Annotated in this window: 10 protein-coding genes and 3 pseudogenes; 9 read left to right on the top strand and 4 right to left on the bottom strand. The window is 57.7% G+C overall.

Features of this window, described 5'->3' with window-relative positions:
- Positions 1-295 precede the first annotated feature (295 nt).
- A complete protein-coding gene (ompR, locus tag AC1D1M_RS10580; protein ID WP_007972873.1) occupies positions 296-1,036 on the top strand; it encodes an osmolarity response regulator transcription factor OmpR in 741 nt (246 codons plus the stop codon).
- A 115-nt stretch (positions 1,037-1,151) separates the two neighbouring features.
- On the top strand, positions 1,152-2,465 hold the full coding sequence (locus AC1D1M_RS10575) for an ATP-binding protein (RefSeq protein WP_111286644.1): 1,314 nt from the start codon (positions 1,152-1,154) through the stop codon (positions 2,463-2,465).
- A gap of 83 nt (positions 2,466-2,548) precedes the next feature.
- Here the strand turns inward: AC1D1M_RS10575 and rimK are convergent, their stop codons facing one another.
- Both rimK and rimB read right to left on the bottom strand, forming a co-directional pair.
- Complete coding sequence (rimK, locus tag AC1D1M_RS10570; protein WP_007972871.1) at positions 2,549-3,454, bottom strand: 30S ribosomal protein S6--L-glutamate ligase; 906 nt, start codon at positions 3,452-3,454, stop codon at positions 2,549-2,551.
- Positions 3,451-3,930 (bottom strand): retropepsin-like aspartic endopeptidase RimB, encoded by a 480-nt coding sequence (gene rimB / locus AC1D1M_RS10565; protein WP_150726445.1) that lies wholly within the window; start codon positions 3,928-3,930, stop codon positions 3,451-3,453. Before rimB ends, rimK begins: the two co-directional genes overlap by 4 nt.
- A gap of 216 nt (positions 3,931-4,146) precedes the next feature.
- On the opposite strand from rimB, the gene AC1D1M_RS10560 reads away from it, so the two are divergent.
- The 3 genes from AC1D1M_RS10560 (at position 4,147) to AC1D1M_RS10550 (ending at position 7,404) form a co-directional block, all read left to right on the top strand.
- Positions 4,147-4,551 (top strand): RNA-binding S4 domain-containing protein, encoded by a 405-nt coding sequence (locus AC1D1M_RS10560; RefSeq protein WP_477775585.1) that lies wholly within the window; start codon positions 4,147-4,149, stop codon positions 4,549-4,551.
- A gap of 228 nt (positions 4,552-4,779) precedes the next feature.
- On the top strand, positions 4,780-5,682 hold the full coding sequence (hslO, locus tag AC1D1M_RS10555; protein ID WP_477775584.1) for an Hsp33 family molecular chaperone HslO: 903 nt from the start codon (positions 4,780-4,782) through the stop codon (positions 5,680-5,682).
- Between the two features lie 180 nt (positions 5,683-5,862).
- Entirely contained in the window at positions 5,863-7,404 is a 1,542-nt protein-coding gene (locus AC1D1M_RS10550; RefSeq protein WP_223462728.1) for a phosphoenolpyruvate carboxykinase, read from the top strand.
- A gap of 1,190 nt (positions 7,405-8,594) precedes the next feature.
- On the opposite strand, the pseudogene AC1D1M_RS10545 reads toward AC1D1M_RS10550, so the two are convergent.
- Positions 8,595-8,699: pseudogene (locus tag AC1D1M_RS10545) on the bottom strand (hypothetical protein); the annotation flags it as partial.
- Positions 8,700-9,151: 452 nt separating this feature from the next.
- Positions 9,152-9,757: pseudogene (locus tag AC1D1M_RS10540) on the bottom strand (CapA family protein); the annotation flags it as partial.
- A gap of 360 nt (positions 9,758-10,117) precedes the next feature.
- Here AC1D1M_RS10540 and AC1D1M_RS10535 point away from each other — a divergent pair.
- From AC1D1M_RS10535 to AC1D1M_RS10520, 4 genes and pseudogenes are all read left to right on the top strand, one after another.
- Positions 10,118-10,189: pseudogene (locus AC1D1M_RS10535) on the top strand (hypothetical protein); the annotation flags it as partial.
- A gap of 77 nt (positions 10,190-10,266) precedes the next feature.
- A complete protein-coding gene (locus tag AC1D1M_RS10530) occupies positions 10,267-10,311 on the top strand; it encodes a hypothetical protein (RefSeq protein WP_477775655.1) in 45 nt (14 codons plus the stop codon).
- A 200-nt stretch (positions 10,312-10,511) separates the two neighbouring features.
- Positions 10,512-12,131, top strand: coding sequence for a hypothetical protein (locus AC1D1M_RS10525; protein WP_477775583.1), 1,620 nt, complete (start codon positions 10,512-10,514; stop codon positions 12,129-12,131).
- A gap of 313 nt (positions 12,132-12,444) precedes the next feature.
- On the top strand, positions 12,445-12,576 hold the full coding sequence (locus tag AC1D1M_RS10520) for a hypothetical protein (RefSeq protein ID WP_477775582.1): 132 nt from the start codon (positions 12,445-12,447) through the stop codon (positions 12,574-12,576).
- Positions 12,577-13,339 lie beyond the last annotated feature (763 nt).

Raw genomic sequence — 13,339 nt, 5'->3', positions numbered from 1 at the left:
TGAGCGGCCTGGCCTGCGCCGCTACCTGGATCAAAAGGTATCCCGTTGACCCGTGAAATCGAACAATTACTGCCGACGCCATGAAAAAAAATGGTGTCCGTCTGTAGTACCTGTCTGATGTTGCCTGACACAAAAGGCCGCGCATTATAACCAGCGTTCCGGCATTCGGGGACATCGTGGGTTGCAGGTGCAATGGCCGGTTTTCTGGCACTAAAGGAAAAATCTGCTAACAATGCACACGGTGCGTATAACGGCAGCTACGCCATAATGCGCGCCGAGATCAAAGGAGCATCCAATGAGCAGCACTGCACAAACTGCTGAAGGCGAAAAAATTCTTATCGTTGACGACGATCCGGGGCTCAGCAGCCTGCTGGAGCGTTTTTTCGTCAGCAAGGGCTACCGCGCCCGCGCCGTACCGAACACTGAGCAAATGGATCGCCTGCTGGCGCGCGAAGTGTTCAACCTGGTCGTCCTCGACCTGATGTTGCCCGGCGAAGACGGCCTGACCGCCTGCCGCCGTCTGCGCAACGCGAACAACCAGATTCCGATCATCATGCTCACCGCCAAGGGCGACGAGCTGAGCCGCATCAAGGGCCTGGAACTGGGCGCCGATGATTACCTGGCCAAGCCGTTCAACCCCGATGAGCTGATGGCTCGCGTCAAAGCGGTCTTGCGTCGCCAGTCGGCTCCGGTGCCGGGTGCCCCGGGCAGCGAAGACGAAAGCGTGACCTTCGGTGACTACGAGTTGTCCCTGGCCACCCGCGAGCTCAAGCGCGGCGAAGAAGTGCACATGCTCACCACCGGTGAATTCGCTGTGCTCAAGGCACTGGTGATGAACGCGCGTCAACCGCTGACCCGCGACAAATTGATGAACCTGGCCCGTGGCCGCGAGTGGGATGCCCTGGAGCGTTCCATCGATGTACAGATTTCCCGTCTGCGCCGGATGATCGAACCCGATCCCTCCAAACCGCGTTACATCCAGACTGTCTGGGGCGTGGGTTATGTGTTTGTTCCGGATGGTACCGCCACCAAGTGATTGGCGATTTGTAGGAGCGGGTCATGCGGGCAACGGATCAATCGATCCTGTCCGCAGACTCGCGATCCGCAATGTGCGAGCATCGCTCGCTCCTGCAAGTGTTTAACGGTTATCCATGAAAACCCCCGTTTGGTTCCCCCAGAGCTTCTTCTCCCGCACCCTTTGGCTGGTGCTCATCGTCGTACTCTTCTCCAAAGCACTGACTCTGGTTTATCTGCTGATGAACGAAGACGTGCTGGTGGACCGCCAGTACAGCCACGGTGTCGCCCTGACGCTACGTGCCTATTGGGCTGCCGATGAAGAAAACCGCGGCAAGATCGCCGAGGCCGCGACCCTGATCCGGGTGGTGGGTGCCGGCGTGCCGGAAGGCGAACAACACTGGCCTTACAGCGAGATCTACCAGCGGCAGATGCAGGCGGAACTGGGTGCCGACACTGAAGTCCGGTTACGCATGCATTCACCACCGGCGCTGTGGGTTCGGGCACCAAGCCTGGGCGATGGCTGGCTCAAGGTGCCGCTCTACCCCCATCCGTTGCGCGGCCAGAAAATCTGGAACGTGCTGGGCTGGTTCCTCGCTATTGGTCTGCTTTCCACCGCTTCGGCCTGGATCTTCGTTAGCCAACTCAATCAACCATTGAAGCGTCTGGTGTATGCCGCGCGGCAACTCGGCCAGGGTCGCAGCGTGCGCCTGCCGATCAGCGATACGCCGAGTGAGATGACCGAGGTTTACCGCGCGTTCAACCAGATGGCCGAAGACGTCGAACAGGCCGGTCGCGAGCGTGAACTGATGCTGGCCGGGGTTTCCCACGACTTGCGCACGCCGTTGACCCGCCTGCGTCTGTCCCTGGAATTGATGGGCGACCGCACTGATCTGACCGACGACATGGTGCGCGACATCGAAGACATGGATGCGATTCTCGATCAGTTCCTGGCGTTCATTCGCGACGGGCGTGACGAGTCGGTGGAGGAGGTTGACCTGAGTGATCTGGTCCGTGAGGTCGCCGCGCCCTACAACCAGAATGAAGAAAAAGTGCGGCTGCGCCTGGAGCCGATTCAGCCTTTTCCGCTGCGTCGTGTGTCGATGAAACGACTGCTGAACAACCTGATTGGCAACGCGCTGCATCATGCCGGCAGCGGTGTGGAAGTGGCGGCGTATGTATCCGGAGACACCAGCGCGCCGTATGTGGTGCTGAGCGTCATGGACCGTGGTGCCGGGATCGATCCGTCGGAACTGGAAGCGATCTTCAACCCGTTCACTCGTGGCGACCGTGCACGCGGCGGCAAGGGCACCGGGTTGGGATTGGCAATCGTGAAGCGGATTGCGTCGATGCATGGCGGCAACGTTGAGCTGCGTAACCGCTCGGGCGGTGGGCTGGAGGCGCGGGTGCGGTTGCCGTTGGGGTTGATGTTGCCGCGGGATGCCGTTTAAGTCCGTAGTTCTTCGGTGAGGCTAATGGCCTCTTCGCGAGCCTGCTCGCGATGGCGGCATCCCTGCCGCCACAAGGCTGAGGTTTAACCCTTCCCTTTGGTCCGCGTCATGTTCGGCCCACCATTCTTCTCCAAATGCTCAATGATGATCCCCGCCACATTCTTCCCGGTGGTGGTCTCGATCCCTTCAAGCCCCGGCGACGAGTTCACTTCCATCACCAGCGGCCCGTGATTGGAGCGCAGGATATCCACACCCGCCACCGCCAATCCCATGACCTTCGCCGCGCGCAACGCCGTCATGCGTTCTTCCGGGGTGATCTTGATCAGGCTCGCGCTGCCACCGCGATGCAGGTTGGAGCGAAACTCGCCGGGTTTGGCCTGGCGCTTCATCGCCGCAATCACCTTGTCGCCGACGACGAAGCAGCGAATGTCTGCACCTCCGGCCTCCTTGATGTACTCCTGAACCATGATGTTTTGCTTGAGGCCCATGAACGCCTCGATCACCGATTCTGCGGCTGTAGCGGTTTCGCATAGCACCACGCCGATGCCTTGGGTGCCTTCCAGCACCTTGATCACCAGCGGTGCGCCGTTGACCATTTCGATCAGGTCGGGAATGTCATCGGGGGAGTGGGCAAACCCGGTCACCGGCAAACCGATCCCGCGACGGGACAGCAATTGCAGCGAACGCAGCTTGTCCCGCGAACGGGCAATGGCCACCGATTCGTTGAGCGGAAATACCCCCATCATTTCAAACTGGCGCAACACTGCGCAGCCATAAAAGGTCACGGACGCACCGATCCGTGGAATCACTGCATCGAAACCCTCCAGCGGTTTGCCGCGGTAGTGGATCTGCGGCTTGTGGCTGGCGATGTTCATGTAGGCGCGCAAGGTGTCGACCACTACCATTTCATGGCCACGCTCGGTACCGGCTTCGACCAGACGACGGGTGGAATACAGACGCGGATTCCGCGACAGCACAGCGATCTTCATGCAACACCTGTGGAGGAGGTAGATACCGGGAACACCGGCTTGTCTTGTACATACTTGATGCCCGGATTGACCACCAACTGGCCGTGGATCAGGGCTTTGGAGCCGAGCAGCAGGCGATAACGCATGGACTTGCGGCAGGCGAGCGTGAACTCGACCCGCCAGACCCGATCACCAAGGGCCAGGGTGGTGCTGATCACGTATCGCACCTGCGCGTGACCGTTTGAGCTTTTAATGGTTTTCCTCGTCACCAGCGGTGCTTCGCAGCGCCGGTGACGCAACTGAACCACCGTGCCCAGGTGCGCCGTGAAGCGCACCCACTGCTCACCGTCCCGGTCAAATGTCTCGATGTCGGTGGCATGCAGGCTGGAAGTGCTGGCGCCGGTGTCGATTTTTGCCCGAAGGCCGGCGACTCCCAAATCAGGGAGCGCCACCCACTCGCGCAGACCGACAACGGTCAAATGGTCAAATGTCTTCAATATTGCTCAACCGGTAGAAACCGCGGTGGCCGCAGGCGGCAGAATTCGCGGTATTCACGCAGAATAATGGTTAAAAGGCGACAGATATCTACAGCCCGGATTTCCAGCCTCGCAAGGAGGTTATGGAATGTCAGCATTGTAGTCCGGGACGGAGTAATTCTTGGTACGACAGAAACGGTAGTACAGTTCACCAATATTTCAGAATGAGGAAATTCCATGGCACAAAAAAACGAAGAGGACGACAAAGTCCGCCTCGATAAATGGTTGTGGGCCGCACGATTCTACAAAACCCGCGCCTTGGCCAAGGCGGCGATTGAAAGCGGCAAGGTGCATTGCCGGGGCGAACGTTGCAAGCCGGGTAAAGAGCCACGCGTCGGCGACGAGTTTGTGATTCGCACCGGTTTCGAGGAGCGCACGGTGGTGGTCCAGGCGTTGTCGATCGTTCGCCGTGGCGCACCGCAGGCGCAGACCTTATATGCCGAAACCCAGGCCAGCATCGCCAAGCGCGAAGAGGCCGCGGCGCAAAGAAAGGCCGGAGCCTTGGGCGTGAGCACCGACGGCAAACCGAGCAAGAAACAGCGGCGGGATTTGTTCAAGTTTCGTGGCAGCAGCAACGAATGATTGACCGGGGCCGTCGATCACTGAAACAGGCAAAGACTTGTAATTGTGCTTGCGCGTAGCCATATGGGGTAATTCGCCTACCCTGCATGAGTCATTGGCAGTGCCATTCGTCGTAAAGCGTGCACAGTCGCCGGCCTGTAAGCCATAACCAGACAGCAAGACGCTATGGCCAAGGCGTAACCTCGAATTCTGTAACCACTTTTGTCACCATTTCAGATACCCAGACTTATGACCGACCTACCGGATAACGACTTCACCCAACGCTTCATCTTCGATGACAGCGACACCCGTGGCGAGCTGGTCTCGTTGGAGCTCAGCTACGCCGAAGTCCTGGCCAAACACGCCTACCCGCAGCCGGTCGCGCAACTGCTCGGCGAGCTGATGGCGGCCGCATCGTTGCTGGTCGGCACGTTGAAGTTCGATGGCTTGCTGATTCTGCAGGCACGCTCCGAAGGCCCGATCCCGCTACTGATGATCGAGTGCTCCAGCGAGCGCGAGATCCGTGGCCTGGCCCGTTACGAGGCGGACCGCATCGCACCTGATGCTACCCTGGCTGACCTGATGCCGGACGGCTCGCTGACATTGACCGTCGATCCGAAACGGGGCCAACGCTACCAGGGCGTCGTCGATCTGGATGGCGAAACGTTGTCCGACTGCTTTACCAACTACTTCGTCATGTCCCAGCAGATTGGCACCCGCATCAAGCTCTGCGCCGATGGTCGTCGCGCCCGTGGCCTGTTGCTGCAACAACTGCCTGCGGACCGTTTGAAAGACGAAGACGAGCGTGCCGCCAGCTGGCAGCACATCACCACGCTGGGCGGTACGCTGACCGCCGATGAGTTGTTGAGCCTGGACAACGAAACCGTGTTGCATCGTCTGTACCACGACGAGCAGGTGCGTCTGTTCGATGTGCAGAAGCTGCGCTTCCGTTGCAGTTGCTCGCGCGAACGTTCGGCCAATGCGCTGGTCAGTCTGGGTATGGAAGACGCGCAGCAATTGGTAGTCGAGCATGGTGGCAACATCGAAATCGATTGCCAGTTTTGCAACCAGCGCTACCTGTTTGACGCGGCCGATGTCACTCAATTGTTCGCCGGTGCGGGTATCGAGACACCGTCAGATACTCGTCACTAAAACGGTTCAGCGCAGGTAAATTCACTGGCTGCCGCCGGATTAATGCCGTTACGACAGGAGGGGCCTACTCTTTTTGGGCTTTTCTGGCATAATCCGGCCCACTTTTTTCGCGGTAGTAGTGCACGACTTTCTACTACAAAAACGTTTGGAGCACTCGGCCACTGGCCGACGGGGAACCTCATGACGCAAGCCAACAATGCCGTGTACACCGATCTGAGTGTTGATGATCTGGTTAAAGAAGCCCTCAACCGCGGTGAAGGCGAGCTTGCCGATACCGGCGCACTGGTTGTTCGTACCGGTCACCGTACCGGCCGTTCGCCAGTCGATCGTTTCATCGTTGAAGAGCCAAGCACCCAGGCCGCCATCGCCTGGGGCCCGATCAACCGCAAGTTCCCGGCCGACAAGTTCGACGCCCTGTGGGCTCGCGTTGAGGCATTCAACAACGCGCAAGAGCATTTCGTTTCCCACGTGCATGTAGGTGCGGCTTCCGAGCACTACCTGGCCGTGAAGATGACCACCCAGACTGCCTGGCAGAACCTGTTCGGCCGTTGCCTGTTCATCAACCCGGCTCAGTACAACCCGGCGGGTCGTGACGAGTGGCAGGTCCTCAACGTTGCCAACTTCGAGTGCGTGCCAGAGCGTGACGGCACCAACTCCGACGGCTGCGTGATCCTCAACTTCGCACAGAAGAAAGTGCTGATCGCCGGCATGCGTTACGCCGGTGAAATGAAGAAAGCCATGTTCTCGGTGCAGAACTTCCTGCTGCCGGCTGCCGACGTACTGCCAATGCACTGCGCCGCCAACATCGGCGAAGAGGGCGACGTGACCCTGTTCTTCGGTCTGTCCGGCACCGGTAAAACTACCCTGTCCGCCGACGAAAGCCGTTACTTGATCGGTGACGACGAGCACGGCTGGGGTGAAGGCGTTGTGTTCAACATCGAAGGCGGTTGCTATGCCAAGTGCATCGACCTGTCCGAGAAGAACGAGCCGGTTATCTGGAAAGCCATCAAGCACGGCGCGGTATTGGAAAACGTCGTTATCGACGATGCCAAGCACGCCGACTACGCCGATGTCAGCCTGACCCAGAACAGCCGCGCCGCCTACCCGCTGGAGCACGTTGCCAAGCGCTCCGAGAAGAACCTCGGTGGCGAGCCGAACGCTGTGATCTTCCTGACCTGCGACCTGACCGGCGTGCTGCCGCCAGTGTCGATCCTCAACGAAGAACAAGCGGCTTACCACTTCCTGTCCGGTTACACCGCTCTGGTCGGTTCGACCGAAATGGGTTCGGGCAGCGGCATCAAGTCGACCTTCTCCACCTGCTTCGGCGCACCGTTCTTCCCGCGTCCGGCCGGCGAATACGCTGAGCTGCTGATCAAGCGCATCCGCGGCTTCGGTTCCAAGGTCTACCTGGTCAACACCGGCTGGACCGGCGGTGGCTACGGCGTCGGCAAACGCTTCAACATCCCGACCACTCGTGCCGTGATCGCAGCGATCCAGAGCGGCGCGCTGATCGGTGCCGAGACCGAGCACCTGGACACCATCAACCTCGACGTGCCAGTGGCCGTACCGGGCGTTGAGACTGGCCTGCTGAACCCACGCAACACCTGGGCCGACAAAGCCGCCTACGACGAAGCCGCCAAAGCACTGGCCGGCCTGTTCATCGAGAACTTCAAGAAGTTCGAAGTGAGCGACGCGATCAAGGCTGCGGGTCCAAAGCTGTAATTGTTGGATAGAGCTAACGAAGAAGCCGCCCCTCGGTTATTCCCCCCTCTTGGGAATACATAGTTAGGCCCTTTTCAGCCAGTTACTGCATCAATACCCCTCTATGAGGGGTATTTTTTTATCCGTAGATGTGAAAGCCATACCATGATTTAGCATGGCATGTAGGCGAGGCCCAGTCTTATGCATGACCACGTTGTGCTCCTCGGCAGAGTTTGCAGGTTCCGGCGAGTTGACCGTGTGTACGGATAGATGCTGACAGCTTCAGGGGCTCACACCGAATTCTCCTGCCGCACTGGGTTGCGACTATCACGGCAAGCACTTTGGCGCTCCGTACCTTGACGCTCAGTGCATTGATGGTTTTCTCTGGGACGAAGACAGCTGCGATGAACCGGGTGGCGCTTTGCATAACGGCGGCGATATTCCATGCCCGAAATGCAATGCAGCCGAATACGCCGCCGAATATGGGGATACAAAAGATGAGTGACGAACAGACCTACCCCCGCAGAGGCGCTGGAGCACAGGCGTGTTGCATTTGAAGAGGGGATCAAGCGGATCGCCGTTGAGCGGTTCGGCTATAGGGGAAGAACGTAATGCGTTATCGGAGCAACAAAGCAGGGACAAGCCGCCTTTTTGCCTTTGTAGCGCAGTGCATAGCTTTGGCTTTCTGCGCGGGCTTATGGGCCTTCTCCTGGGTCAAAGAAAGCCCCGACACAAGCTTCTATGCCTGGGCGACAGTCATCCTGTTTGCCTTAATGTCAGTCCGTCATTTCTTCGGTCTTGACTATGAAAGGCCAAGACAACCACCCAGCCAAAAGTGAATGTGGCTGGGCTTCGGTCGCTGACACTGGCACCCTGTCTACTGGCACGCTTCCACCAGGTGGATCATTTGCTCATCTGATCTGACTCACCTGGAAAACGTCATGGCCACCCCTCTCCCTAGCGTCATCCGCGTCGAAGCCAACACCAACCTCAAGCAGATCGGCGTCCAGCCCGGCTGGTTCGTCCGCGCCGGTTCCTGCTCGATCTGGTTCGAGGTGCAGCACGTGTATGACAAAGCAATACTGGTCGCCGCCCGCGATCCGCGCCGCGTCTCAGACGTGGTGAGTGTGGGGAACTTCTTCAGCGCAATTAACGAGGTGTCGAGCGTGGCCCCGCCTCACAGCCACTGGATCAAGCTCGACCGTAAGTTGCCCCCACTCGCGACGCTCCAGGGTCATCAGCTCGGCCGGCTTGCTATGCCTCACCAACCATTCGCCGACCACCCAGGTGAAGTCACTGCCGTACAGATCGCGGTTGAGCTGCTGCTCAACGCCGCCCAGTTCTTCATTGAGGCCGTCCAGTTGCCCGAGCTGGTTGTACGTCGCTTGGCCTTGGCTGTCCTTAACAATTGGGCTCCAAAGCATGAAGTGTCGGCTGTACTCCGACAGGTACTTGTTTGCGTACTCAATGTCTCTTGAGAATTTATCGGTGAGTTTCTGTACGTTGTTGGGCCGTTTGTCCTTGACGTACTGGAGTCCTGTAGTCAGGTGAATGGCAACCTCACAAATGTAGACCTGCTTCTCTTTGAGGTTGATGCCCACAACGTCGATCTCGCCGTGAGCCTCAACGGTGTAGAGATTGGTTTGAATGAAGTCGCATTTGCGGATGTACCGCAGATACGATGACACCAGTTGCTCTCCGACATTCAGCACCACGATCTCCTTAGCGGCTAACGATTAAGCCAAAGGGCGGCGGTACGCCGTCCCAGCTCCAACCGCGCGATGCCCGCGTGCCTATCCGTGGCGAGCCAGTCTGGCGGAATGCCGCTGTCGGCTGTGCCGAGGCCGAACACCAGCAAGCGCCGCCCGCCAGGCTGCGGCAGCACGGCGGGCGCTTCGGCAGCTTGCCGGTCGTGCCCGGCGCCGGCACTGCACATGCCATTGCTCGATAGCGTATCCAGGGTATCGGCCAGGCCGGCTGCCCCCCAGTCCAGCACATGATTATTGGCCAGCATGCAGCAGTCGATGCCGGCTGCGCTGATGACCGGGAAGTTCTCCGGGCTCATGCGGTAATTGATGCCCTTCGGCTCCGGTCGGCCACGGCGGGTCACCGCAGTTTCCAGATTGATGATGCGTGCGTGTGGCTGGCGGAGTTCCAGTTCATCCAGCGCATCGCCCCAGACATAGGTGAAGTCGACTGGGCGCGGAATCGAGCCATTGAGCCTTTCTGCCAGCCGGACGTAAGTGCCGGCATTCTTGACGTAGGCTTCGTAAAGCCGCGGATCACCAGGATGCGGCAGCACTGCGTCGATGCCGCGAGCGGTCATGACGTCGCCGGCGAGAAACAGCTTCAGCGTATCGGTAACAGCTGCCATGGGCACGCTCCCGGATATCCTGAATAACGTAAACCGCGTAAACCGGGGGCAGCCCCCCCGCGTAGCTCAGCTGCGGGCCCCGTCACAACGGTCATCACGCTTCAACTATAGCCAGCGAGCCAGCAGTCTCTTCAGTGCATCCAGGGGTCATAAACCCTAATTGGGGTCTACCTCTCGCCACTGGGCCCAAATCGCCATGGGCTGAACCCACAGAGAACTATCCTTTTATTACTGCCCCCCAAGGGCACCAACCAACTTTTGCCAATAGCATCACGGTGAAAACCATGAAGACAATCCTTACCGGCCTTGCCCTGGCCAGCCTTTGCCCCCTTGCCCCCTTGCCCCCTTGCCCTGGCAAGCATGGATGCGTCCAATGAACTGCCAGTGGAGATCTACAACTACTCGATGAACCTGGATATTGCCAAGGTCATCGCCACAGCCCCCCTTCCCTACGCCTGTGAGGTCGTGCCTACACGCAGACCTATGAGGACTCCAAGGGTCAGCAGCATATCCTTGAATACCTTGTATGGGGCGATGGCTGCAGCGGCGGCTGATGCGCCATTGAAGTAAGTCCGTGGCGGCTGTTCGAGGAATTAGCCGCCACGCCTACCGACTGGTGCTCCTTGAGCGCCTCCAGGAAAGTCTTCCACGGAGGCGACTCGAGCGGGCCTTGGTATAGTCCCATTGGACGAAGAATGATGCTTGCGCGCGCTCGACAATGGCGGCTTCTCAATTAATCCGGAATTTGCCAATCATGCCAACAAATATCCATGAGCGCAGGTCCAGGAAAAAGATCTATGTTCTTCTGTCAGCTTCGATGCTGGTGTTGGCCTGTATTGGTATAAAGTTCCTGGTTGCGGATAAGCTGCCCCTCTCGCTGACCGCCTTTCGGGAGATCCTCGGGGGGGCTGGCGATATTGGCCACCTGGCCAACGGATCGGCAAACCGCGAATTTCAAGTGGCAGACGGAATCAGGGTGCCAACGCTGGTTGGAAGCCACCCGCTGATTCCGCACCCCCTGCCGAGACTGCCTATGCCAGACCATCCATTTCTTATGGATGAAACCGCGAGCGGCGGGGTTCATGGGGATACGTATAATTCCAGTACCACGCCATATGCGGGGCCTCTCGGGATCGCGCCAATAGCGACATATGTGCCGACACGCCCCGGCAACGAGATTTCGATGTGCACGCCCATGCTCATGACGCCCGGTGAAAAACTGGCGTCCTTGTGCGTCGGCTTGGGCAATCCGAGCCAGCTGGTGCTTTTTGATCCCAAGAACAATTTCAAGGTCGCGGCGCAGGTCGCCACGACCAGCAAGAAAATGAATTTCCTGGAGCCGGGAATGGGATGGTACACCGGCCTCGACGCTCTGGGTCGGGCCATCGTGGCGAACCCGGAACAAAAAGTTCAGATATATTCTATTGTTGGAAGCAATGACCAATACAAATGGTCTCTTGAAAAAGAGTATGACCTAAGCAGCGCCTTGCCTGATGGCCAACCAATTTCAGATGTTCATCCTGACTGGAAAAATAATCTCTGGTTTAGCACGATGTATGGCTATGTCGGCTACATCAACCAAATGACCGGCAAGATAGAACGTATGAAACTTCCGGGGGGTGAGGTTTCAGGTACGGCACTGGCGTTGAACGCGGATGCGACGTTCGTACTCACTACCATGGCACTTTATCGCTTTGAAATAGATGATGATGGAAAGATTATCACTCGCTGGCGATATGAATATGGACAGTCCAACTCAAGTGGTGATTTGACCGCTCCGACGCTGTTCGATGAAGGTAAGTTGATCTCATTCGGTTTGAACGATGACTCGCATCGCTTTGCGAGGGTGCTGGTACTTAAAACCGACGGCGCAGCAATGGCAAACAGCTCCAGGGTCGTATGTGAGCATCCCGTGTTTAAAGAAGATAGAGGATATCTTGATAATACATTTGTGGGTTACGGAAAGTCACTTGTAATTCAAAATAATTATGGGTCGAAGTTCTTTGAACCGGCAGCATCCGAACCCGGGCTTGCGAGAGTCGATGTCAGGCCTGGATACAGTGGATGCAACACGATCTGGGAGAATTACTCGGTTTCGTCAAAGGTTCCACCCAAACTTTCGACTGCCGATGGTTATGTTTATCAATACACTATGAAATCGGGCGCTGGAGACAAGCTGGACGCATTTTATCTCAGTGCCCTCGATTTCCAGACAGGCAAACTAGCTTCAGAAATATTTATTGGAAGTGGAAAGAGGCTGGACAGCCCGATGCTGTCAATCAATTTCCTGCCTGGCGGCGTGATGGTTGCCGGCGTGCGGAACGGGTTGGTCACGTTGAGAGATCGCCCCGAGGCAACGGCCGGTGCCAGATAGGTTCAAATTGTGCCCAGACCTGTCGGTGACCATGGTGCGCGAGTTCGGTGTGAAGGCTTCCTGCTGGTTCTGAAGACAACGGATGGCCCCGGCCCGGACGGCCCGGGGCATCGAAATCCTCAGGGTCACTTAGCCTCCAAGGCGAAGGACTTTGGAACGTACCGTCCGCATTTCAACGGGCTCAATGCGGACAAGTGAGGAGCAAGCAGTTGAAATCTATCGGACGAATGATCAGTCTGTGCGGGATGGCTTTGGCTATCGGCGTGCCTGCGAGTATGACGGCTTGACGACGTAGGCTTCGGCGCTGGGCGTGATGGCAGCCACCAATGAAGCGGTCGAACACGCCGAGGTGGTGATGCTGGTGTCGATCTTCGGTGCCATCACGCTGCAAAGGGGTCGTGACAATCGGGGACAGACCACGGTTATCTATTTCGATTTTGTCTGACTAATCGTGGACTGTCCCTGGTTATCCCCGCTGCGCGAACTACAGAGTGGCCAGGGCGGTAACGCCCACTACAGGCCGAATATACGAATGCAACCGCACTGACGACAGGGTTGGAAGAGCTTTACTCACTACTTGTGAGGAGAGTCCATATACGCATTGTTTGTTAGGTGCTATTTGAACCCAACCAGATTTATGTAGGATATGCCCTTCATACCCATTTGGGACTCTGTGTGGGCTGACTCAATGTAAGCGTTTCTAACTCCGCACTGGCATAATTTGTTGATATGGTTTTTGATTGCACCTTCAGTGCTGTGGTCGAAACTAAATGCACTGCTGCCCTCTACAATGCATATTTCTTTGGTCATGCCATTTTCTATGGCCTGATTCTTTGTTTGATATACCGTGACCTCGCAGCTTGGCTCTACGCGGACAGCGTCGACCCCGACCGACAAGCCATTCTCGCATCGCCGACTTCCTTCGAGGAGCTTGTCGCCATTGCGAAGGGAGAGATTTGCCAGATCCGCTTGCGCGTACAGCCTGGGCACGAACCGGGACTGACACATTGCCTTCAACCCGCCTTCGCGTTTGAGCTACCCACAGTCGGTGATCGGCTACCCGTGCGATTCGCAAGGTGTTTGACGACTGACCGTCGCAATGAAAAAGCGCCGACGTTGCCGCCGGCGCTCGAAAGTAACGATGTATTCTGATGTAGCGATACATCGCTAACTCAGATGGGCCAGACCCTTGACCAGGTTGGCTTCTG

It is taken from the genome of Pseudomonas sp. P1_F7 (assembly GCF_056405655.1).
The sequence above is the reverse complement of the archived record's forward strand: the minus strand, read 5'-3'. Positions and strand labels throughout refer to the sequence as shown.